We start from the raw sequence: 21216 nt of genomic DNA, 5'->3' as shown, positions 1-21216 counted from the left end.
CTCGTCGGTTCTGCAAGGCTGCCTAATTACGCGGCAGGGAATAATCCATTCGATGCGATCTTGCTGCATCGCACAAACAGCGCCAAGCTCGACACATGCCGGATGTGCCAGCCGCACCACGATCCACCGCGTTAGCTCAGGAACTCCTGGACCTGACCGAGCGCCTCGGCGCCAAGACGGATGAAGACCCATTTGGCAATCCCGTGCTGCTGGTTGCGCTGGCGATCACGCGGCGGATGGACACCGGCACGCTGACCGAGGACGACATCGCCGCCTTGATCCGCCACCTGCGCGACGCCGCCTTTGTCGATCGCGCCGTCCGTATCGGCGGCTATGTCGGCAGCCTTGATATAGCCGCCAATGACGCGACCCTCACCAGCCTGGCGCGGCACCTGCTTCGCCCGGACCCGGACGACAGTCCAGTACGCTGGGCGGAATACCGTGCGCTGACGGAACGCACCCGTTTCGCCGCTGTTTTCACCGCGCATCCGACGTTCTCCCTGCCGCTGCCGGTCAGCCGCGCACTGGCTGAAGCGGCGTGCGGACGGCCGTCGCAGGCCTTCGAGTCGCACCGGCCTCCGCCGATCACCCTGCGTGCCGAGTTCGACCAGGCCGCCTTCGCCATCGACAATGGTCGCGACGCGATCGACCGGTTCAACGCGGCGCTGATCTCCGTTGCTCGCGGCGCCTGGCCTGATCGCTGGACTGAACTGACACCGGCGCCGGTCATCCTGTCCACCTGGGTCGGCTACGACACCGACGGGCGGACCGATATTGGCTGGTGGGACACACTGCGGCTGCGGCTGGAGATGAAGCGCCTCCAGCTTGCGCGCTTGCATGCCCAGGTCTGCACAGCACCGACTGCCGATATCTTGACAGACCGCATCCGGCAGGCGCGGGACGCGGTGGACCGGCAGATCGAGCTTTGCCCCGACCAGCCGGACCCGACACGGGTCGCCGCTTTTGCCCAGGCCCTCGTGGGCGGCCGGGAAACCGCTCTGATCACGCCCGCGCCGCTGCTGCCGCTGTTCCGCGACGCGATTGCTCGCGCCGAACACCCTGACAAACTGGCGCTGACCGTCGCTCGCGCGGGGCTGGTCTCGCACGGCATGGCGCTGGCGCACATGCACACGCGGCTGAACGCCGCGCAGATCCACAACGTCGTTCGCCAGCGCCTCGGTATCGTTGATGCGCCGGAAGATCCGTCCCGCCGGCGCGCCCTGTTCGCCGCCATCAATGCCGCGCTGGATACCGTGCAGCCGGAACCGGTGGATTTCGGCGCCTTGATCAGCGAGCAGGCCTCGGCCGCCAGGCTGATGATGACGGTCGCGCAGATCGTCAAGCACGTCGACGGCGCGGTTCCGGTTCGCTTCCTGATCGCGGAAACCGAAACCGGCTACACGTTGCTGGCCGCGCTCTGGCTCGCCCGTCTGTTCGGCATCGAGCGCGCTATAGAGATCTCGCCGCTGTTCGAAACCGCCGAGGCGCTGGATCGAGGCGCAACAGTATTGGACGAGGCGCTGCGCAGTCCGCACTTCCGCGACTACCTCAAGGTAACCGGCAAGCTCGCGCTGCAGTTCGGCTATTCCGACTCAGGCCGCTACGTGGGACAGCTTGCGGCCAGCTACCTGATCGAGCGGCTGCGGCTGAAGATTGGTGAGGTGCTGCAACATCACGGCGTGACCGGCGTCGAGGTGATCCTGTTCGACACCCATGGCGAAAGCATCGGCCGCGGCGCGCATCCTGGATCACTTGCCGACCGGCTGAAGTATCTGTCCCCCACGGCGTCGCGCCAGGCACTCAGCAAGGCTGGCCTGAAAGTGCGGGAGGAAGCGGCGTTTCAGGGTGGCGACGGCTATCTGCTGTTCGGCACAGCGGAACTGGCGATGGCAACGATCACCCGGATCGCCGAACAGACCTACCATCCGGCAGCCGGCCCAATCGAGGACCCGGTCTACGCCGATCCGGACTTCGCCGCGGATTTCTTCGCCACCATTCGCAGCGGGATGGAGGGGCTGGTGGAGGACGCCGGCTACGCCGCGCTGCTAGGTGCCTATGGGCCGTCTTTACTGGATCGAACCGGATCGCGTCCGGCGGCGCGCCAGTCGGATGCGATGGCCGGCGCGGCACTGATCCGCCACCCGCGGGAGCTGCGGGCGATTCCCAACAACGCCATCCTGCAACAACTCGGCTGGTGCGCCAACACCCTGCAAGGCATCGGCGCCGCCGCCGCTCGGCATCCCGAAACCTTTACCGACATGCGGCAGGGCAGCCGCCGGTTCAAGCGCGCGATGGACCTTGCGAGCCACGCGCTGGCGCATTCCGATATCGACGTGCTGCGGGCGGTGATCGCCTCGCTGGACCCCGGCACCTGGCTAGACCGCGCTGCCCATACACAACGGCCGGGACGGCGGGAGGCGCTGGTCTCGGTCGCCAGGGCGCTGGAACGGCTGGACATCTGGGCCGCCGCGCAATCCATGTTCCGCCGCATCAGCGCCGATCACCTGGCGCTGCGCGTCGCCTGGAAAGACGTGCCGCGCATGGCGAACCGGGAGGTTCTTCTTCACGCGCTGCGCCTGGCGCTGATTCATCGGATCTGGCTGCTGGCGGCGGAAATTCCTGATTTCTCGCCACGCCACGCGATGACCCGTCAAGCAGTGGAGGCGGCGATCCTGCGGCTGGATATCGATGCCGCGCTGGCCATTCTGGGGGAGATCTTTCCATTGGCCGGCGATCCCGCGGCCGGTTGCGATTTCGGCGAGCCGGCGCCGAAGCGGCGCACCGCCGCCTATTCGCGAGAGCACGAGGAGATTTTCACGCCGATCCGGCGGCTGTTTGGAATGGTACGAGAGATCGCCGCCGCCGTGACGCACGAGGTTGGCGCGTTTGGATAGGGGATGCGCGCCGAGCCGTGTCCTAGGGGCACGATATTCCTGGTATGACGGTCGCTGTCATCATGGCGACGACAGCGCACGTTCCAGCAATCGCACCGAATGGATCGCCTCGCGCCCCGCGAGATCGCGGATCTGATGCCGGCAGGACGTGCCGTCCGCCACGATGAAGTCGTGCGCCGCGGCCGCGCGGACCGCTGGCAACAGGCCGGCCTCCGCCATGTCCCGCGACACCGCCGCGGTTTCCGCCTGGTATCCAAACGCTCCCGCCATGCCGCAGCATGAGGAAACGATCGGCTGAGCCGACAGCCTGGGGATCATGTGCAACATCGACAGCATATCGGGAAAGGCGCCCATGGCTTTCTGGTGGCAGTGCCCGTGCACCCGCGCTGTTCCGGGCAACGGCCGCAGCGCCAGATCCGGTTTCACCTTTGCCAGGAACTCACTCAGCAGCATCGATCGGGCCGCGAAGCGATCCATCTCCGCATCCGGCAGCAACGACCGGAACTCATCGCGCAATGTCATCAGGCAGGACGGTTCAAGGCCGATGACCGGAATATCCTCTGGCATCCGCCGCATGGTCCGGCTGGCTTCCTCGCGTGCCTTGTCCACCATGCCCACCGCCAGCCAGGTTCGCCCGCAGCAAAGTGGGCGCCCCTTGGTGGGCGGAACGATGGCGCGGTAGCCGGCGGCGGCCAGCACCTTTAGCGCCGCTCGCAGATTCTCCGGCTCGAAGTAGCGATTGAACGTATCGGCCAACAGGTAGACCTCGCCGCGCGGAGACGCCGGCGCCGCCGCGGCCGCTTCCCGATCCAGGAACCGGTCAGATCGCCATTTCGGCAAATGGCGTGCGGCGGACAGGCCGAGGGTGCGTTCGGCCAGCCACCGCAACGGCGGCAAGTGGTTGCGCAGATTGGCCAAGCTTGGTAGCCGAGAGGCGATCGGCGCATAGCGGGGCAGCTCGGCGATCAATGTCTCCCGCCACTTCACGCCATGTCGTTCGGCACGCGCGGCGGTCACCTCGATTTTCATCTTCGCCATGTCGACGCCCGTCGGGCACTCCCGCTTGCAAGCCTTGCAGGACACGCACAGCGCCATCGCATCGCTTAAAACATCCGAAGACATCGCATCGGCGCCCAACTGCCCGGTCAGCGCCAGCCGCAGTGTATTCGCCCGCCCCCGCGTCAGGTGAGTTTCATCGCGCGTCACGCGGTAGCTGGGACACATCACGCCAGCGTCAAAGCCGCGGCAGGTGCCATTGTTGTTGCACATCTCGACGGCACCCAGCATGCCGCCCAGCGGACCAGGATGGCCGGACCAATCGAGCTTGGGGGTGAAGTCGCTGACCGAGCCGTAGCCGGGGCCATAGCGGAACAGCGTCCGGTCATCCATCCGCGGCGGGTGGGTGATCCGGTTCGGGTTGAGCAGGCCGATTGGGTCGAAAGCGTCCTTCACCGCCTCGAACGCATGGACGATGCGCGGACCGAACATCGCCTGATGGAATTCGCTGCGCACCAGGCCGTCGCCATGCTCGCCGCTGTGCGATCCTTTGTAGGCGCGGACAAGGGCGAAGGCCTCCTCGGCCACCGCCCGCATGGTTGCCACATCCGCCGGGTCCTTCATGTTCAGCACCGGCCGGACATGCAGGCAGCCGACCGAGGCATGCGCGTACCAGGTCCCTTTGGTACCATGCTGTTCGAACACCGTATTCAGCCGTTCGGTGTAGTCGGCTAGGTCATCAAGATCGACGGCGCAGTCCTCGATGAACGAGACCGGTTTACCGTCGCCCTTCATCGACATCATGATGTTGAGGCCAGCTTCGCGCACCGCGGCTATGTCCGCCTGCAACGCCGGCTCGACGGCGCGGACCACACCGGGATGACCCAGATCGCCCATCAGGGTTTCCAGTTCGGCCAGTTTCGCCAGCAGCGGCGCGTCCGCGTAGCCGTGGAATTCGACGATCAGCAGGCTGTCCGGCTCGCCGATCAGCATCTGGTCGATGGTGGTCCGGTAGATCGGGATGCCGCGGCCCAGGTCGATCATGGTGCGATCGACCAGTTCCACCGCCTCCGGCTCCAGTGCGACGATGTGCTTGGCCGCCGCCATCGCGGCGCGGAAATTGCCGAACTGGCAGATGCCAAGGACCTTGCGCGGCTTGATCGGGTGCAAGCTCAGTTCGATGGCGGCGGAGAACGCCAGCGTGCCCTCGGACCCGACCAGCAGGCGCGCCAGGTTGTCACGTCCCGCGGCGCGGGCGGCCGGGGTCAGGGCGTCGATGTTGTAGCCGCCGACCCGGCGAAGCTGCCGTGGAAACCGGGCGGCGATCTCGTCGGCCTCGCTCGCACCCAGCACCCGCAGGCGCTGGATCAATTCCGCCACCGTGGCCGGTATCTGCTCGCCAAAATTGTCCGGGACCAGGCCAAAGCGGTGCTGCGAGCCATCCGACAGGATGGCGTCGATCGCCCGCACGTTGTCCGCCATCAGCCCGTAGCGGATCGACTTGGAGCCGCAGGAGTTGTTGCCGGCCATGCCGCCCAGGGTGCAGCGGGTGTGGGTGGACGGATCGACCGGAAAGAACAGCTTGTCCGCGCGCAAGGCGTTGTTCAGGTGGCCGAGCACCAGGCCCGGTTCCACCAGCGCCGTCCGTGCGTCGGTGTCGACATGCAGGATGCGCCGCAGGTGCTTTGAACAGTCGATCACCAGCGCCCGGTTCACCGTCTGGCCGCATTGGCTGGTGCCGCCGCCGCGCGCCAGCACCGGCACGCCCTCGTCCCGCGCGATCGACATCGCCGCCACGACATCGTCGATCGTCTCCGGCACGATCACGCCAACCGGCTCCATCTGGTAGATCGAGGCATCGGTGGCGTAGCGGCCGCGGCTGGCGCGGTCGAACAGCACCTCGCCTTTGATGTTGCGGGCCAGCCGCAGGGCAAAGGCCGTGCTGTCCGGCATGATCTGATCGACAAGAGAGGCGCTCATTCGGGTTGGCAACCTTGGCTGTATCGCGGAGTGCAGTGTCGCGGGCTTGGCAGACGCATCTGTCGCACGCGGCCATTTGGCGCACCATTGGCAAACCAGGCGGGATACCGCACGTTACGATTTGGCAGGGTAGGAGGAGCGGGTCATGGCCGGTTCGCATCGCACGTCACAGGCGGCTGGACGCCACTTCCTTCAGATTCCCGGTCCGACCAATGTGCCGGACCGCATCCTGCGCGCCATCGACAACCCGACGATGGACCATCGCGGGCCGGATTTCGGCGAACTCGGCCTGGAGATCATGTCCAATCTGCGCCTGGTGTTCCAGACCGACGGTCCGGTCATCATCTATCCGGCCTCCGGCACCGGCGCCTGGGAAGCCGCCCTGACCAACACCCTGTCCCCCGGCGACACCGTGCTGATGTGCCGCACCGGGTGGTTCGCCAGCCTGTGGAAGGACATGGCCGACCGGCTGCAACTCGATCCCATCTTCCTCGACACGGACTGGCGGCGCGGCGCGGATGTCCCCGCCCTTGCCCAGGCCCTGGCAGCGGATACCGCCCACCGGATCAAGGCGGTCTGCGTCGTGCATAACGAAACGTCCACTGGCTGTGCCTCACGTATCGATGAGGTCCGCGCGGCGCTGGATGCGGCCGGACATCCGGCGCTGCTGCTGGTGGATACCATTTCGTCGCTGGCGTCGATGGATTACCGCCACGATGCCTGGGGCGTCGACGTGACCGTGGCCGGCTCCCAGAAGGGGCTGATGCTACCGCCGGGCCTGTCGTTCAACGCCATCAGCGCCAAGGCGCTTCGCGCGACCGAAACCGCCCGTTTGCCGCGCAGCTATTGGGACTGGCGCCCGATGCTGGAGGCGAACAAGACTGGCTACTTCCCCTACACCCCCGGCACGAACCTGTTGTACGGCCTGAACGAGGCAGTGAAGATGCTGTTGGATGAGGGGCTGGCGAATGTCTTCGCCCGCCATGATCGGCACGCTGAAGCGACGCGTCGCGCCGTGCGCGCTTGGGGACTGGAGGTGCAGTGCGCCGACCCGCGGCATTATTCGTCGTCCCTGACCGCCGTCCGGATGCCGGAGGGCCACAGCGCCGACGGATTGCGCGCGACCATCCTGTCACGCTTCAACATGAGCCTGGGCAACGGCCTGGGTATCCTCAAGGATCGGGTCTTCCGCATCGGCCATCTAGGTGACTTTGGAGACTTGCAGATGATCGGCACGCTGGGTGGGGTCGAGATGGGGCTACGGGCCGCCGGGGTCCCGCACAAGTCCGGAGGTGTGCAGGTTGCCATCGATTATTTGTCGGGCAATGCATAGTCTGGCCTTCTCAGCAAAACCGCGGCATGACCTCGGTATGGAAACGCTCGATCGATTTCATCAGCTTTAAATGAGGCACCAGGCCGTTGTAGGTATAGCAGAACACCCAATCGACGTTCTGCCGCTTCATGTTCGCTTCTACCCCGCGGATTACCGTGTCCAGCGACCCCGCCAGGATATAGCCCTGCTCGACCGCCTCCTCGGGCGACAGAAACGAGCCCGTCTTTGGGTCCTGCATGCCACGGCGGAACCCGAAGGGCTCAAACCAGGCACGTCCGGAGAATTGGCCTGAGTCCCGCCACAGTGCCATCGCTTCCTCGTCCGTGTCGGCGATGATCACGTCGCGCAGCAGCCCGGTACCATGGCCGCGGGGCCGCCCGGAAACTTCGGCGTAGACATCGTACAAGTGGCTCTCGTAGACCGGCAGCATCGCGGGTAGGATTGCCGTCACGCCCTCCTTCGCCGCCCAGCGGATCGAGTTCTCCGACGACGCGAAAGGCAGGAACAGCGGCGGATGCGGCTTCTGCAGCGGCTTCGGCACGACCCCGACCGACGTCAGAATGCCGTTCTCCACTCCCTTGCCGTACTTCCGCGTTGTATCCAGCGGCCATGGCGTCTGGCCGGCTGGGACCTTCCAGTAGCGGCCGTCATGCGTCAGCATCTCCTGCGTCCAGGCCTTCTTGATGATCTGGAAATTCTCCTCGAACGCCGCGCGGTTCGCGGCATCGATCTCATCATGCTGGTGTGGCAGGGCGCCGTGGATGTCGTGTGTCTGCTGCGCCATGATGTCGACCCAACGGCGTTGATAGCCGCGTGCGAACCCCGCGTTGGCGCGGCCGCCGGTCATGTGGTCCAGCATGGCAATGTCTTCCGCCACCCGGATCGGGTTGGAGGCTGGTAGCACGATGCCCAACTGGCCGACCCGGATTTGCTTGGTCTGCATCGCGAAGTACAGGTCCAACAGCACCGGGTTGTTCGACATCTCGAACCCCTCGATATGGAAATGGTGCTCGGTGAAGCTGACCGAGTTGTAGCCCAGATCGTCCGCCAGCCTGATCTGTTCCGACAGTTCCGCCAGCATCCGCTGGTACAGCGCGGGCTGCATCCCCGCCATGCCCGCCTCGATCTCCGCTCGGCTGCCAATGCTGGGCAGGTAGAACAGGGACGCCTTCATGAATTTCCGCTCCTTTCGCCGACGCTTTGGTGAATTTGGCGCGTTTGCGCGTTCTGGGCTAGGTTCAGAGCAACAGTGGCGTTAGCCATTCTGTCTGAGATAGCTACGCGGCGACGATCCAAGGACGCGTTTGAACATCGTCGTGAACGCTGCCGGATTGTCATAGCCGAGGTCGAATGCGACCGTCGTAACAGGCTCACCCGCCACCAGACGTGGCAGGGCCGCGACAAGACAGGCCTGCTGGCGCCATGTTACGAAACTGAGGCCGGTCTCGCGCCGGAACAGCCGGGTGAAAGCGCGCCGGCTCATGCCAAGCGGTTCGCTCCATGCTTCGATTGTTTCATACACAATCGGTTTCCGCAGGAACTGTCGGCACCGCTGGGCCAGCGGACGGTGCGCCGGGTACGGCAGCGAGAGCGGTAGCACCGGTAATTGCCGCACCTCATGCTGAATGAGGGTCATCAGCGCACCCGCGCGACTATCCGGATCATATGCCACGGGAAGGTCCAGCGCTTCGGCTATCAGGCTTCGCATGAACGGTGAAATGCCGACGACCTGGCAGCGGTCAGGCATGCCGTCGGCGATCTCCGGCTCCAGATAGAGGCTTTGGATGCTGACGGCGCCGAGCATGCACACGTCATGTATGGTGCCAGCCGGTATCCAAATTCCGTGTTGTGGAGGCATGACCCATTTGCCCTGCGGCGTCGCCACCACGACCGCCCCCGAGGTGCCGGAGATCAACTGGCTACGCCGGTGTTGATGGGGCGCGATCACATGACCATAGGGATAATCGTTGCCCACCGCGATAATGGGGCGAGAGACATTCTCGACGACCTCGACCAGGACATTCCGGACCATGGCCCACTCTAGTAAGAATTAGGCCTGACTTCGGTGGCGGGACTTATCCTGTGGTCTTAATCCTATACCCCTGTCATGCGCAACAAAGCCTTTACCGGACCGCTCGTCCGGCAGAAGGGCGAAAGGTTCATTTCCTGTGAGTCAGGCCGTCATCAGCCGGAAAAAGTCCGGCAGGACCGCGTTTCCCATTCTGGGCGCGATCAGCTTCTGTCACCTGCTGAACGACATGATGCAGTCGCTCCTGCCAGCGATCTATCCTATCCTCAAAGGTGGGTTTGATCTCAGCTTCGCGCAGATCGGCCTGCTGACGCTGACCTACCAGATTACCGCCTCGCTGCTGCAGCCTCTTGTTGGTCTCTACACCGACCATCGGCCGCTACCTTATTCGCTGCCTTTCGGCATGGGCGCGTCGATGCTCGGGCTTGTCACCTTGGCTTTCGCGCCGGCCTATCCCGTATTGCTGGCCGGAGGGGTGATGCTGGGCCTCGGCTCGTCCATCTTCCACCCGGAATCATCGCGCCTCGCTCGCCTGGCTTCCGGCGGCGCGCATGGGCTGGCGCAATCGCTGTTCCAGGTCGGCGGCAATTTCGGTTCGTCGCTGGGTCCGTTGCTCGCCGCGTTCTTCGTCCTTCCACGCGGACAAAGCAGCCTCGCCTGGTTCGCGCTCGCGGCGCTGGGCGGCATGGTCATTCTGACCGGGCTGGGGCACTGGTACAGCAGCAACGGTCATGCTCGCCCGCCGGCTCGCGGCGCGGCCGGCGCACACGCGACCCTGTCGCGCGGACAGGTAAGACGAGCGATGGCAGTGCTGGTCGCGCTGATCTTCTCCAAATACATCTACCTGGCGAGCTTCACCAGCTACTACGTGTTTTACCTGATGCACCGCTTTGGTCTGCCGATGCAGACGGCGCAGGTCTTTCTGTTTGTCTTCTTCGCCGCCGCCGCGACCGGCACGGTCATTGGCGGTCCGATCGGCGACAGGATTGGCCGCAAGAAGGTCATCTGGGGCTCGATCCTGGGCGTCTTGCCGTTCACCTTGGCGCTGCCCTATGTCGGCCTGCCGGCGACGGTCGGTCTCAGCGTGCTGATCGGATTGGTGCTGTCCTCGGCGTTCTCGGCGATCGTGGTCTATGCACAGGAGCTGATCCCGGGCCGGGTCGGCATGGTCTCGGGCCTGTTCTTCGGCTTGGCCTTCGGCATCGGTGGTATCGGTGCCGCGGCACTTGGCGGGTTGGCCGACCGGATGGGGATCGACTTCGTCTACAAGCTGTGTTCCTTCCTGCCGCTGATTGGTCTGCTCGCGGCGCTACTTCCAGACGTGGAGCATGTTGCACGGAAACGTGCCTAGCCCGCCGAGCAAGGCGTCTTCGCTGAACTTCGGCTCACACCACAGGGGCAACTTGCAGCGGGGCGAGCAGGTCTTCAGAGCCGGAAACTGGTGCAAGCACGGTGGCTGCGAAGGAAAATTCCGACAATGGTGCCATCCGACCGAACGCCGGTGCCATGTACGGGCGAAGACAAGAGATTGAGTAGCAAGGCGATGCGCCAAAGTCGGCAACCTGGCACCCATCACGACGTTCCCGCTGCGCATGTCCCATTCACAAAGGGGCTGCTCGACGATGAAGTAGCAAAGGTCGAGTGAATGGCGGCATACAGCGTGGTTGTCGATGACTCGGGCGGCTTTGCTGTCCAAATTCGGTCGGAGGGCCTCACCGAGGAGGTCGGCGGCTTTAAGACCGAAGAGGAGGCGAAGGAGTGGATGGCCGCCAAGCTACGTGCCGACGATCCTGGCAACGACTTCGCCTAAACTCTGCACGCAACCGCATTCAATTCAGGAGCATTCCGATGGCGATCGAACCGCAGCCACTGCCGCCCGAGCTTCCCGGGCCGGGTGAGGATATGCCGCCCGCCGAGGTGCCGACGCCAACCGATCCGATGCCGGACCCTGGTCAGCCGCCACAGGTGTAGGTTTGCTTGAAGCAGCGCCCCGGGCTGTTCTGGAGCGTCCGGTTCGAGCGTCTTCTGTCGAGCCGGAAACCGCTTCGGCGTAAATCGGCCGGAGCTTGCTACTGACCGTCAACAGGAGTGGAGAGTCGACAAAGGACTTGACGATAATGTTTCCAAGGGAAAATGGTTAGGTATCGTAATATAATCGGCTTGTCGCGCTGCTTAAATTTTGCTCAAGGCGTATAAACGGCGCCTCCGAGGCCGGTTCGATGTCTGTGAAGGATGCCTCGTCCACAAGGTTATCCACCGAAACGGTGGAAATCTTATCTTGATAGTTATGTGCTAAGAATGTGCAACGATAACCATATGCGACTGGTTGGTTTCCATCATTGGTAATGGAGCAGGCAGGACGCTCCGCCTGCTTCCGACGGAATCGGCGATCCGGTCCGGCGCTTACGGAGGGGCCCCAGTCACCTCCGGGATACAGCGTTCGAACAGATCCGGCCCTTTGTTCCGAACGCTGTCCCAAGCCATGATCATTGCGTCGCGTCAAGGTCTTCCCGGTCAGGTCAAACCCGCCGCACCCCAGGCAATATCCGCGCCGCATTATCACGCTCGATTCCGTGCAGCACAGCGCCGTCGAACCGCTGCGACAGGCCGCTTACATGCTCCGCCGACGTCCGATATGGGAAATCCGATCCAAAGACAATTTGTGAAGTCGGCACCAGCTTCGCCAGCGCCTCGATCGTTACCGCGTTGACAACCTGGGCCGTGTCATAATAAAACCGGTTCAGTTCATGCTCCACCTGATCGTGCGTGACCTTCCCCAGATACGGCGGCCTCGACACCAGTTGGATTTGCAGCCGCTCCGCCACCGCCGTCAGCACGCCGCCGCCGTGGGAAAAGATGAAGTCGATATCGGCATAGCGCCGGGACGCGCCGGTGAAGATCAGGTTGACGATCGTCCGCGTCGTGTCCGCGCCATATTCCATCGCGACCTCCGGCACGCCCCGTACCAGGTTGACGCAACAGTTTGGCGACGTCGGATGCGTGTACACGACAGCCTTGCGCCGGTTCAGCTCGTCGAACACCGGCTGGAATTCGCTGTAGCCGAGCCATTTGTCGCCATAGCTGGTCATCATGCCGATGCCGTCGGCGTGCAGGGTGTCGAAGGCGTAGGCGATTTCCTTCAGGCTTTCATCGACATGCGGCATTGGCAGCAGGGCGAACACGCCAAACCGGCCAGGATAATCGTTCGCGAGCCTGCGGGCGTACTCGTTTGATTCCCGCGCGATCCGCGCCGCGTCGGCGGCCGGAAGAAACCCGACCTGTGGCGTCGTCGGACTGGTCATGGCGGTGGCGACGCCGCCTTTCTCCATGTCTTCCAGCTACTCCTCCGGCGACCACGCCACCATTGGCGGCGTGTCCAGGTTTGCTTTCTTCACGGCCTCCAGCCAGCTTGGCGGCGAGACATGATGATGCACATCGATCCGGAACGGCTTGCCGTCGGCCCGCGCCGATCCAAAAAGCCCCGCCGCACCCAGCGCTGAAGCCCCTGTCAGCAGCCCGCGCCGGCCAAGAATACCAATCCCAGGACAGGTGCAGCCGCATGCCGTCACCATCGTTATCTCCCTCCGTCACCGCCAGCGGTTGATCCGCCGCTTAATCTTGTCCAGCCACCTTATGGTAGCCACGCCCATAATAGATCAGGCCCTCATGCGCGGATCCAGTGCGCACTGCCTCGACCGAGCAGAAGAACACATCATGCGTGCCAATCTCGACAACCTGGTCGATCCGGCAATCGAACACGACAACGGCCTGGTCCAGCACCGGTGCTCCGGTCTTCAGCGTCTGCCACGCATAGCCATCAAATCGCTCATCCATCGTATGTTGGGTCATTCCCGCGAACACGGGTGACAGGCCTTCCTGCGCCGGTGTCAGCGTGTTCACGCACAGCACGCCATTTTGCCGCATCGCCGGGTACGAATCGTTGGTCCGGTTGGCACAGACCAGCAACGTCGGCGGCGTATCGGTCACACTCGTCACGGCGCTGGCGGTAAAGCCCGCCCGCCCGCCGGGCCCACCTGTGGTAATCACATTCACGGCGGCACCCAAACGAGCCATCGCCTCACGGTAGGCTTGCTTTTCCACAGGCACGGCGGTGATCCTTCCTTGTTTGCCGCCAATCATGCGGCAACTCCGCCATTCTGGCCAGACGACGGATGCGGCCGCCGGCGAGGCGACCGCCACGGAAAAGCCGCACGCCGAAACAATGAGGATCGTCATAATGCTTCGCTTCGTCATCCTGCTGCTCCTGCTCGTCGTGCCCGCCCAGGCGGAGCAGACCGGCTTGTCTCCACCCACCAGCAGGGTCGAACTTCGAACCTTTGGCCTGGGATTTTTTCCGCTGGACGGAAAGTTCACACGGTTTCACGGCTGGATGCGGTATGAACCGCTCAACTCAACCGTCTGTCAGGTCATGCTCGGCGTTGAAGCTTCCAGCTTGGTAATGGGTAGCGACCTGGTTCAGGCGCGAATCACGGGACCTGATTTCATGGATGCCGCGCGGTTTCCTGGTCTGACCTTCAATGGCGGGTGCCAAGGCGACACGATCGCCGGCAACCTGACCTTGCATGGTGAAACGCATCCCTTCGTCCTCGATGTTGAACGGTCGGTCCGCGGCATCGTCGCCACCGGTCATCTGAAGCGAGCCGAGTGGGGCATCATCGGCCACCCGCTGATGGGCGGCTCCACCATCCGTATCCGGGTCGAGTTTCCGAACCCACCGCCCGAACCGCATACCTGATGCGTCTTCCCGCCGCCCTTGTGCCATTGCGCAACAACACGTTCCGCCATCTGTGGATCGCCAGTGTCATCGGCTGGCTCGGTACATGGCTGCAGAACACTGGCGCCGGATGGCTGATGACGTCACTGGCGCCACGGCCCTTCATCGTCGCGATGGTCCAGGCCGCGACCATCATGCCGGTGTTCCTGCTCGCGGTCCCAGGCGGCGCGCTGGCTGACATCGTCGATCGGCGGATCTTCCTGATCGGAACGCAGCTCTGGACCATCACCGCCGCGACCGTGCTGGCGGCGCTGACCATTTCCGGTGGCATGACGGCGGAATGGCTGCTGGTGCTGACCTTTGCCATTGGTATCGGGTCCGCTCTGACCAACCCGGCCTGGAGCGCCATCGTGCCGGAACTGGTCCCGCGTGAGGACATGGTCCAGGCCATCGCCCTGAACGGTATCGGCTACAACCTGACCCGTGCGATTGGTCCCGCACTCGCCGGATTCCTGATCCTGATCGGCGGCTCCAGCCTGGCATTCTCGCTTTACGCCGTCTCGATCATTTCAGTCATCGCGGCGCTGTTCGCCTGGCGCCGGAACAGCCGCCACTTCACCGGATTGCCGCGAGAGACGTTTGTACCCGCGATGCGCGCCGGCATGCGCTTCGTACGAAACACGCCGGCGATCCAGGCGGCGATGGTGCGCACCGCGTCCTACGCGATTCCCGCCTCGGCGCCCTGGGCACTGCTACCTTTGTATGTGCGGCACGACCTTGGGTTGGGCGCCGGCATGTATGGCGTGATCCTGGGCATGATGGGGATTGGCGGCGTCACGTCTGGCATGCTGTTGCCGATGGTGCGCGGCAAATTGTCGCGCGGCGCCACCGTGACCGGCTGCTCGTTGCTGTCCTGTGCCGGCATGGCCGTCGTTGCTGTGTCGAGCCATTGGTTGCCAGCCTCTTTCGGCATGCTGCTGTTCGGTCTCGGCTGGACGTCCGCCTTCGCCACCATGCAGGCGGCAGCGCAACTCGTCTGCCCGTCCTGGGTCCGCGCGCGCGCTTTGTCCATCTATCAGCTCGCTCAGAATGGCGCGCTCACTATCGGCTCCTTTGGCTGGGGCTGGCTCGGCGGGCAGGTCGGCATCGCCCACACCTTCCTGTGCGCCTCGGTCGTCGGCCTGGTGCTGATGGTGTTCGCCCGCACCTTCAATATCGAGGCCATCGTCCGCGCCGTCATTCCCGCCGCCGAACAACCGGCGCTGCTGCCCGAAGCGCCCGCCCCTGAATTCATGCCACTGCTGCGCAACGCGCGCGGGCGGATCATGGAAATGGCTCACTACCGGGTCGAGACATCGCAGCGGCCAGAGTTCCTCAAGCTGATGAACGAGGTTCACAATATCCGCGGCCGAGCGGGAGCGGTGTTCTGGCAATTGTATGGCAATGTCGCGCATCCGGAAGGCTGGATCGAAGTTTGGTCGATGGAAAGCTGGACGGATCACCTTCGGGAGGTGATCAGGCTGTCCGATGACGACAGACGGCTGCTTGCGGTGGTATCGGTTTTCCAGCGTGACGCGGAACGTCCCTCCCGTTATCTGGCGGTTGACCCACAGGAGTATCTTCATGCACATCAGCCTGGCCGGAACGACCGACTGGCCGTGAGCGCTTCAGCAAAATAAATTAGCTGTGTTCGCGTCCTGACTAGCTCGGGTGTTCGCGATCAAAGCCCCTATACGCCGCGCGGAGCGTGGATTGATCAGGTTGCTACAAGATAGCCATGCCTGAGCAAAGCCAGTCGCTAAAGCATCCTCGCGCGGAGCGGACCGTGCGAGGCGGATGGATCACGCGCTTCAACAAAAGGCTGGCGAGTTTAACGTTGCACAGTCAGCCCAAAAGTCCTCTCGCACCCAGCGGGCGTTAGTGGATCGTGATACGTTTAGTGAAAGGACCGGTGCTTCGTAAAGAACGAGAGCCCCCACAAGCTGAACGGGATTGCAGCAATGAGCATGGCAAGGGAAACCCACGTGCCGATGTGGCCAATCGTATGAACGTCCATGATAGGCTCCTGAACAGTGGAAGGACTAAAGTTGCAGGTGCGATCGCTCCATCTGATGTCAAGGCGATGAAACCCAAGCGCGCCGGCTTGCACCCGGACGGCCGCTCAAGAACGGACGTTACGTCTGAATCGGACAGTCTATCGTCATCAGGATCCATGTCCGCTATCTTGATTAACATGAGGGCGACAAGTCCGATCGGAGAATTTCTGTAATGATGGGGTGGAGGGCGCGGATCGGGTTCCTCGTGCCGCCGGGTAATCCGACGGTGGAACCGGAGATGGCGGAGCTCACCCCAGCAGGGGTCTCGGTGCATTTCACCCGCATGTCGGCCAGCGGGCCGGCTGGAACCCATGGCGGCCAGGAGGAACGCAATCGCAGCCAGCTCGCCAGCCTGGACGAAGCCACGCGTCTGCTGGCGATGATCTCTCCCCAGGTCATCGTCATGGCTCACACCGCGACTAGCTATACGCTTGGCCGGGAGGCCGAGGCGGCCCTGGTCCATCGGCAAGAATCCACATTGGGTACACGGTTTGTGACAGCATTCGGGTGCGTGCTGGAAGCGCTGCGATGCCTTGGCGTCGGGCGCATTGCCTATGCTACGCCATACGATGCCGATCTGACGGAGCAGGGGCGGGCGCATCTGGCGCTACACGGCTTCGATGTGGTGGGCGTGGCGCGGCTGGAGGCGGTACGCAACATCTACGAGGAGACGGCCGAGCGTGCCTATGCGGTCGGCAGGCAGGCTGATCGACCGGAGGCAGAAGCTATCTTCCTCAGTGGCACCGGGATGCCAACCTTGGCGATGCTCCAGGCCCTGGAGGACGATCTCGGCAAACCGGTAATCTCCGCCGCCTCTGCCATGATGTGGAATGCGTTGCGTATCGCCAACGTACGGAGCCCGCGGCGAGGCTATGGGCGTCTGCTTGCCGGCTTGTAGCTATACCACGCTGCTAGCAGCGTGCCGGCCTGATCCTTGCCGACGACGCGTTCAATTCAGTCCTGGTGCTTGCGGTGACCACGACCCGATTGCGTCTTTGAACCGCCTATTTCCGCCGCATGTTCCTTCTCAAGCTTGCCCACCGTGGCTGTGCTGGTGTCGTCGCCTTCTATCGCCCCCTCGGCGGATGCCTTGGAAGCAGAGCCCCTGGGAGCGCCATGGCCTTCTGTCGGGGCCGGCGCCACACCACCTTCAACGACATCGTCGCCAGGCTTGGGGTGGTGGCCCTTGACCGTGCCCCTGCTGGTGGTCGTGTCATCGCTCTTGCGCGTCGTCACTTTCTTGGTCATCGCCGTCGTCCTATCTGGTGTCAGTCTTCAACCCGCTACACGTCGGTAAGTTGCGGGCGCGGGCAGCCTGGCCACCGACACTTACTTTTGCGCCGGCGTCTGCACGAGCCGCATGGCGTGCATCCTCGGCACTTGCGGCAATCAACTCGTCACGGCCGGCCACCGTGCTCCGCACCGCATTGTCGTGGCTTGGCCAGCCAAAGACACTCGCTCAAGTTCGCAGATGTGAAAATGTCGTCCATAGCGGAACAGGATGGCGGCGCCGTCTGCTGGCAGTCGCATCAATAACTCCGTGGCAAACCCAGCACATGCTCCGCGATATACGACAGGATCAGGTTGGTGCTGATCGGCGCCACCTGATACAGCCGCGTCTCGCGATACTTCCGCTCCACATCATATTCCTCGGCAAAGCCAAACCCGCCATGCGTCTGTAGACATGCCTCGCCGGCCGCCCAGGACGCGTCCGCGGCCAGCAGCTTCGCCATGTTGGCTTCCTCGCCCGGCGTCTCGCCCGCCTCGAACTTCTCGCATCCCGCCTGCACCATCAGCTCCGCCGCCCGCATCTGCGCATATGCCTTCGCCAACGGGAACTGGATCCCCTGGTTCTGCCCGATCGGCCGGCCGAACACCTGCCGGTCCCGTGCATACTCCACCGCCTTGCGCAAAAACCACTTCGCGTCCCCGATACACTCCGCCGCGATCAGCAGGCGCTCGGCGTTCATCCCGTCCAGGATGTAGCGGAAGCCGCGCCCTTCCATCCCCACCAGGTTCTCCGCCGGCACAATCATGTTGTCGAAGAAGATCTCGGTCGAGTTGTGGTTCATCATCGTCCGGATCGGCCGGATGGTCAGCCCATTGCCCAGCGCCGCCCGCATGTCGACGATGAACGTCGACAGCCCCTCGGTCCGCTTCGCCGCCTGGTCCCGCGGCGTCGTCCGCGCCAGCAGCAGCATCAGATCGGAATGCTCCGCTCGGCTGGTCCACACCTTCTGTCCGTTGACGACGTAGTGGTCGCCCTCCCGGCGCGCGACGGTGCGCAGCGCGGTTGTATCGGTGCCGGAGGTGGGTTCGGTGACGCCGAACGCCTGCAGCCGCAGTTCCCCGGTGGCGATCTTCGGCAGATAGGTCTTCTTCTGCGCGTCGGTGCCGTGCCGCAGGATCGTACCCATGATGTACATCTGCGCATGGCAGGCCGCGCCATTGCAGCCCTCCGCCTGCACTGTCTCCAGGATCGCCGCGGCGGCGGATAGCGGCAGGCCGGCGCCGCCGTATTCCTCGGGTATCAGCGCGGCGAGGTAGCCCGCCTCGGTCAGCGCCTGGACGAACGCCGTGGGATAGCCACGTTCCTGGTCCAGCTTGCGCCAGTACTCGCCGGGAAACTTGGCGCACAGCTTGCGGACTTCCTCGCGGATTTCCGCGTGCGGGTCGGGACGCAGGGTCTCTTGCATGGCATCCTCCAGACGAGCGTTGATGTGCTTATGGTGATTTCCGGTGATCTGGCAACACGCACGGAACGCCATACGCTCGATCCGGATCACCACTTGCCGGATTGCACCGAATGACCTTATCCGCGCCAACACGTCCTGACCGCAAAGGTGATGGCCATGCCGGCAGCCCCAATCCCCGACCCGTCGCCGTTCGTCCAGTTCCATGCCTGGATGGCGGAGGCCGCGAAAACCGAGATCAACGACGCTAACGCGATGATCCTGGCGACAACCACGCCGGACGGCCGCCCCTCCGCCCGGACCGTGCTGTTGAAGGGCGTCGATGACCGCGGTTTTGTCTTCTACACCAACAAGCAAAGCCGCAAGGGCGACGAAATCGCCGCCAATCCCCGCGTGTTCCTGTTGTTCTACTGGAAGTCGCTGCACCGCCAGATCCGCATCGAGGGCCCGGTCGAGCCCGTCACCGACGCCGAAGCGGATGCCTACTTCGTCACCCGCGCCCGCGTCTCCCGCCTCGGCGCCTGGGCCTCGGCGCAGTCGCGTCCGCTGGCCGAGCGGGCTGTCCTGGAAGACCGGCTGACCGAGATGGAACAGCGCTATCCCGGCGAGATACCCCGGCCAGGCTACTGGTCCGGCTTTCGCGTGTTGCCGACGGCGTTCGAGTTCTGGCAGGACATGCCCTTCCGCCTGCACGACCGTACGTTGTACCGGCGCGATGCCGATGGGACCTGGACGCAATCGAAGCTGTTCCCCTGATCACCGCATTAAGACACTTGAACTTTCAGTGCAAACCTGCATTGCTCTGTATGCAGAACCACATCCGATGGAGCTGACGATGGCGATACGCAAGCTTCTGCTGCCGCTGACCGGAACCGCCGCCGGGGAGGCGGCGTTGGCCTCCGCCTTGACCGTTGCTCGCCACTGGAACGCGCATGTCACCGCGCTGCACGTCCGCGTCGATAGCCGCGATGTCGCGCCGCTGGCTGGCGAGGGCCTGTCCGGCGCGATGATCGAGGAAATGATGTCGGCCACCGAGAAGGAAAGTTCCGATCGTGCCTACGCCGTCCGCTCGATGTTCGAGCGCTTCGTCGCCCGCCACCAAGTCACCGTGCAGGAAGCGCATGTCGGCCTCGACCATGCCACCGCGAGCTTTGCCTCCGTCACTGGCCGGGAAGAGGACATTGTCGCCCAGCAGGCGCGCCTGGCCGATCTGACCGTGGTGCCGCATCCCGAGTCAGGGGAAGACGTGTCCTCATCGGACGCGCTGCACGCGGTGCTGTTCGATTCCGGCCGTCCGGTGCTGATCGCGCCGCGGACGGCGCCTGCACGCATCGGCGACCGCGTCTGCCTGGCCTGGAACGGCACCGCCGAGTCGGCTTCCTCCGTTCTGGCAGCCATGCCCTGGATGCAGCGCGCCGAGGCCGTCGCGATCTTGTCGGCGGATGGCTACCAGCGGCGCGGACCGGGTTCGCCGGACCTCGCAGCCTATCTCGCACTGCATGGTGTTCACGCGGAGATTATCACCTTCCGGTCGATCAACGGATCGGTCGGCGCCGGGCTGCTGGCCGCCGCCGGCAAATTCGGCTGCGATCTGTTGTCGATGGGGGCCTACTCCCACTCGCGGCTGCGACAGCTTATCCTGGGTGGCGTGACGCGGCATGTGCTGGAAAACTCCTCGCTGCCGGTGATGATGAACCGTTGAGGCTCGGATTGCCTTCAAGACGCAGCGCGCCCGCCTCAGGCCGGTCAGGAGGTTTTGGCACCATAGGTGTTGAAATAGCGCTTTGAAGGCGGTCTTCATGCCTCCACCTCATGATTGGCAGAGACCGCCTATTTACGACTTTGCCGCGGCCAGCACCGCAAGTTCTGCGTCGCCGGCCCCTGACACGGTGCTAACCAGCGCGCGCTGATTGCCATTTCAACGCTTATAAGGTTTCTGGCCCGCCATGGTGGGTTGGACCGACGATGCTGCATCTGACACAGGCAAGAGGCGGCACATCGATTGCCGCAACCGCATGCGTCAGAACAGCTTGTCCTTCGGCCCCAGCTTGATGATCACCTCGTCTGGTTGAGCCAGGTTCAGCATGGCCCGCGCACGCTCATCCAGCGTGTCGGGGTTGAGATGACTGGGGCGTAGATCATCCACACGAATTTGCCAGCCGTCCCGCTCCGCCTTTGCCGCGGCCTGTTCCGCGACAACTTGACGTAAAACCGCCTGTCGATGGGCATATTCCACAAGGCCCCGGTCTCCTTGCGCCGCATTCCAGGCGAAGTAGGCGGTGAGGGACAGGAAGATTGTCGGCGGCAGCACCGTCTTGCACCGCCGCTTCAGTTTCAGCCCGATTGACATCATTTGCTCCAACCTGACACCGCAGCGTCTAGCCTGAACAAGCGCTTAGGTGCATCGAAAAACGTCCGCGGGCGCGAACTGAATTCGTTCAGCCCGGTCGCCGAACCCAT

Annotated in this window: 19 protein-coding genes; 10 read left to right on the top strand and 9 right to left on the bottom strand. The window is 63.9% G+C overall.

The genetic code is table 11. From position 1 onward, the window contains the following. The first annotated feature begins 95 nt into the window (after positions 1-95). The gene (locus ACQY4S_RS11265; protein ID WP_428485293.1) at positions 96-2894 is read left to right on the top strand and encodes a phosphoenolpyruvate carboxylase; all 2799 of its coding nucleotides are present in this window, start codon (positions 96-98) and stop codon (positions 2892-2894) included. 60 nt (positions 2895-2954) lie between these two features. Here ACQY4S_RS11265 and ACQY4S_RS11260 read toward each other — a convergent pair whose 3' ends face one another. Beyond that, positions 2955-5870 carry an FAD-binding and (Fe-S)-binding domain-containing protein gene (locus ACQY4S_RS11260; protein ID WP_428485292.1) on the bottom strand — a complete coding sequence of 972 codons (2916 nt, stop codon included), beginning with the start codon at positions 5868-5870 and terminating at the stop codon, positions 2955-2957. Positions 5871-6015: 145 nt separating this feature from the next. Between ACQY4S_RS11260 and ACQY4S_RS11255 the strand changes: the two genes are divergently transcribed. Further along, complete coding sequence (locus ACQY4S_RS11255; protein WP_428485291.1) at positions 6016-7203, top strand: pyridoxal-phosphate-dependent aminotransferase family protein; 1188 nt, start codon at positions 6016-6018, stop codon at positions 7201-7203. Between the two features lie 10 nt (positions 7204-7213). Here ACQY4S_RS11255 and ACQY4S_RS11250 read toward each other — a convergent pair whose 3' ends face one another. Next, a complete protein-coding gene (locus ACQY4S_RS11250) occupies positions 7214-8377 on the bottom strand; it encodes an LLM class flavin-dependent oxidoreductase (protein ID WP_428485290.1) in 1164 nt (387 codons plus the stop codon). A gap of 81 nt (positions 8378-8458) precedes the next feature. Continuing rightward, the gene (locus ACQY4S_RS11245; RefSeq protein ID WP_428485289.1) at positions 8459-9235 is read right to left on the bottom strand and encodes an AraC family transcriptional regulator; all 777 of its coding nucleotides are present in this window, start codon (positions 9233-9235) and stop codon (positions 8459-8461) included. A 136-nt stretch (positions 9236-9371) separates the two neighbouring features. Here ACQY4S_RS11245 and ACQY4S_RS11240 point away from each other — a divergent pair, with 136 nt between their 5' ends. From ACQY4S_RS11240 to ACQY4S_RS11230, 3 genes are all read left to right on the top strand, one after another. After that, positions 9372-10583 carry an MFS transporter gene (locus tag ACQY4S_RS11240; RefSeq protein ID WP_428485288.1) on the top strand — a complete coding sequence of 404 codons (1212 nt, stop codon included), beginning with the start codon at positions 9372-9374 and terminating at the stop codon, positions 10581-10583. 294 nt (positions 10584-10877) lie between these two features. Continuing rightward, on the top strand, positions 10878-11042 hold the full coding sequence (locus tag ACQY4S_RS11235) for a hypothetical protein (protein WP_428485287.1): 165 nt from the start codon (positions 10878-10880) through the stop codon (positions 11040-11042). Between the two features lie 38 nt (positions 11043-11080). Next, positions 11081-11203 (top strand): hypothetical protein, encoded by a 123-nt coding sequence (locus tag ACQY4S_RS11230; RefSeq protein ID WP_428485286.1) that lies wholly within the window; start codon positions 11081-11083, stop codon positions 11201-11203. Positions 11204-11751: 548 nt separating this feature from the next. Here the strand turns inward: ACQY4S_RS11230 and ACQY4S_RS11225 are convergent. Genes ACQY4S_RS11225 through ACQY4S_RS11215 form a run of 3 tightly spaced genes read right to left on the bottom strand, consistent with a single transcriptional unit; the run spans position 11752 to position 13372 of the window. Then, positions 11752-12561, bottom strand: a complete 810-nt coding sequence (locus ACQY4S_RS11225) for an amidohydrolase family protein (protein ID WP_428485285.1) — start codon at positions 12559-12561, stop codon at positions 11752-11754. 9 nt (positions 12562-12570) lie between these two features. Continuing rightward, positions 12571-12804, bottom strand: a complete 234-nt coding sequence (locus tag ACQY4S_RS11220; RefSeq protein WP_428485284.1) for a hypothetical protein — start codon at positions 12802-12804, stop codon at positions 12571-12573. Positions 12805-12844: 40 nt separating this feature from the next. Next, positions 12845-13372, bottom strand: a complete 528-nt coding sequence (locus ACQY4S_RS11215) for a flavin reductase (protein ID WP_428485283.1) — start codon at positions 13370-13372, stop codon at positions 12845-12847. Here ACQY4S_RS11215 and ACQY4S_RS11210 point away from each other — a divergent pair. The 3 genes from ACQY4S_RS11210 to ACQY4S_RS11200 all read left to right on the top strand — a co-directional run bounded on the left by ACQY4S_RS11210 (position 13371) and on the right by ACQY4S_RS11200 (position 16961). Continuing rightward, positions 13371-13988 (top strand): YceI family protein, encoded by a 618-nt coding sequence (locus tag ACQY4S_RS11210; protein ID WP_428485282.1) that lies wholly within the window; start codon positions 13371-13373, stop codon positions 13986-13988. The genes ACQY4S_RS11215 and ACQY4S_RS11210 overlap by 2 nt on opposite strands. Next, positions 13988-15646, top strand: coding sequence for an MFS transporter (locus ACQY4S_RS11205; RefSeq protein ID WP_428485281.1), 1659 nt, complete (start codon positions 13988-13990; stop codon positions 15644-15646). The genes ACQY4S_RS11210 and ACQY4S_RS11205 overlap by 1 nt, the downstream gene beginning before the upstream one ends. Before the next feature lie 589 nt (positions 15647-16235). Further along, positions 16236-16961, top strand: coding sequence for a maleate cis-trans isomerase family protein (locus ACQY4S_RS11200; protein ID WP_428485280.1), 726 nt, complete (start codon positions 16236-16238; stop codon positions 16959-16961). 56 nt (positions 16962-17017) lie between these two features. On the opposite strand, the gene ACQY4S_RS11195 is transcribed toward ACQY4S_RS11200, so the two are convergent. Further along, positions 17018-17311: a hypothetical protein gene (locus tag ACQY4S_RS11195; RefSeq protein WP_428485279.1), complete on the bottom strand. Its 294-nt coding sequence runs from the start codon at positions 17309-17311 to the stop codon at positions 17018-17020. Between the two features lie 281 nt (positions 17312-17592). Next, entirely contained in the window at positions 17593-18759 is a 1167-nt protein-coding gene (locus ACQY4S_RS11190; RefSeq protein ID WP_428485278.1) for an acyl-CoA dehydrogenase family protein, read from the bottom strand. Positions 18760-18915: 156 nt separating this feature from the next. Between ACQY4S_RS11190 and pdxH the strand changes: the two genes are divergently transcribed. Both pdxH and ACQY4S_RS11180 read left to right on the top strand, forming a co-directional pair. Further along, positions 18916-19512 (top strand): pyridoxamine 5'-phosphate oxidase, encoded by a 597-nt coding sequence (pdxH, locus tag ACQY4S_RS11185; RefSeq protein WP_428485277.1) that lies wholly within the window; start codon positions 18916-18918, stop codon positions 19510-19512. 79 nt (positions 19513-19591) lie between these two features. Next, positions 19592-20458 carry a universal stress protein gene (locus ACQY4S_RS11180; RefSeq protein WP_428485276.1) on the top strand — a complete coding sequence of 289 codons (867 nt, stop codon included), beginning with the start codon at positions 19592-19594 and terminating at the stop codon, positions 20456-20458. Positions 20459-20776: 318 nt separating this feature from the next. Here ACQY4S_RS11180 and ACQY4S_RS11175 read toward each other — a convergent pair whose 3' ends face one another. Then, positions 20777-21109 carry an FtsB family cell division protein gene (locus ACQY4S_RS11175; RefSeq protein ID WP_428485275.1) on the bottom strand — a complete coding sequence of 111 codons (333 nt, stop codon included), beginning with the start codon at positions 21107-21109 and terminating at the stop codon, positions 20777-20779. Positions 21110-21216 lie beyond the last annotated feature (107 nt).

The sequence above is a fragment of the Rhodopila sp. genome, assembly GCF_965276935.1.
Classification (GTDB): domain Bacteria; phylum Pseudomonadota; class Alphaproteobacteria; order Acetobacterales; family Acetobacteraceae; genus Rhodopila.
This window is presented reverse-complemented; position numbering and strand designations above follow the sequence as displayed.

What these genes read in the sequence shown, in the direction of transcription:
- ACQY4S_RS11245 (WP_428485289.1), bottom strand. Translation starts at nt 9,235, where the DNA reads ATGGTCCGGAATGTCCTGGTCGAGGTCGTCGAGAATGTCTCTCGCCCC.
- ACQY4S_RS11260 (WP_428485292.1), bottom strand. Translation starts at nt 5,870, where the DNA reads ATGAGCGCCTCTCTTGTCGATCAGATCATGCCGGACAGCACGGCCTTT.
- ACQY4S_RS11200 (WP_428485280.1), top strand. Translation starts at nt 16,236, where the DNA reads ATGATGGGGTGGAGGGCGCGGATCGGGTTCCTCGTGCCGCCGGGTAAT.
- ACQY4S_RS11215 (WP_428485283.1), bottom strand. Translation starts at nt 13,372, where the DNA reads ATGATTGGCGGCAAACAAGGAAGGATCACCGCCGTGCCTGTGGAAAAG.
- ACQY4S_RS11225 (WP_428485285.1), bottom strand. Translation starts at nt 12,561, where the DNA reads ATGGAGAAAGGCGGCGTCGCCACCGCCATGACCAGTCCGACGACGCCA.
- ACQY4S_RS11250 (WP_428485290.1), bottom strand. Translation starts at nt 8,377, where the DNA reads ATGAAGGCGTCCCTGTTCTACCTGCCCAGCATTGGCAGCCGAGCGGAG.
- ACQY4S_RS11255 (WP_428485291.1), top strand. Translation starts at nt 6,016, where the DNA reads ATGGCCGGTTCGCATCGCACGTCACAGGCGGCTGGACGCCACTTCCTT.
- ACQY4S_RS11265 (WP_428485293.1), top strand. Translation starts at nt 96, where the DNA reads ATGCCGGATGTGCCAGCCGCACCACGATCCACCGCGTTAGCTCAGGAA.
- ACQY4S_RS11180 (WP_428485276.1), top strand. Translation starts at nt 19,592, where the DNA reads ATGGCGATACGCAAGCTTCTGCTGCCGCTGACCGGAACCGCCGCCGGG.
- ACQY4S_RS11205 (WP_428485281.1), top strand. Translation starts at nt 13,988, where the DNA reads ATGCGTCTTCCCGCCGCCCTTGTGCCATTGCGCAACAACACGTTCCGC.
- ACQY4S_RS11190 (WP_428485278.1), bottom strand. Translation starts at nt 18,759, where the DNA reads ATGCAAGAGACCCTGCGTCCCGACCCGCACGCGGAAATCCGCGAGGAA.
- ACQY4S_RS11210 (WP_428485282.1), top strand. Translation starts at nt 13,371, where the DNA reads ATGCGGCAACTCCGCCATTCTGGCCAGACGACGGATGCGGCCGCCGGC.
- ACQY4S_RS11235 (WP_428485287.1), top strand. Translation starts at nt 10,878, where the DNA reads ATGGCGGCATACAGCGTGGTTGTCGATGACTCGGGCGGCTTTGCTGTC.
- pdxH (WP_428485277.1), top strand. Translation starts at nt 18,916, where the DNA reads ATGCCGGCAGCCCCAATCCCCGACCCGTCGCCGTTCGTCCAGTTCCAT.
- ACQY4S_RS11175 (WP_428485275.1), bottom strand. Translation starts at nt 21,109, where the DNA reads ATGATGTCAATCGGGCTGAAACTGAAGCGGCGGTGCAAGACGGTGCTG.
- ACQY4S_RS11230 (WP_428485286.1), top strand. Translation starts at nt 11,081, where the DNA reads ATGGCGATCGAACCGCAGCCACTGCCGCCCGAGCTTCCCGGGCCGGGT.
- ACQY4S_RS11220 (WP_428485284.1), bottom strand. Translation starts at nt 12,804, where the DNA reads ATGGTGACGGCATGCGGCTGCACCTGTCCTGGGATTGGTATTCTTGGC.
- ACQY4S_RS11195 (WP_428485279.1), bottom strand. Translation starts at nt 17,311, where the DNA reads ATGACCAAGAAAGTGACGACGCGCAAGAGCGATGACACGACCACCAGC.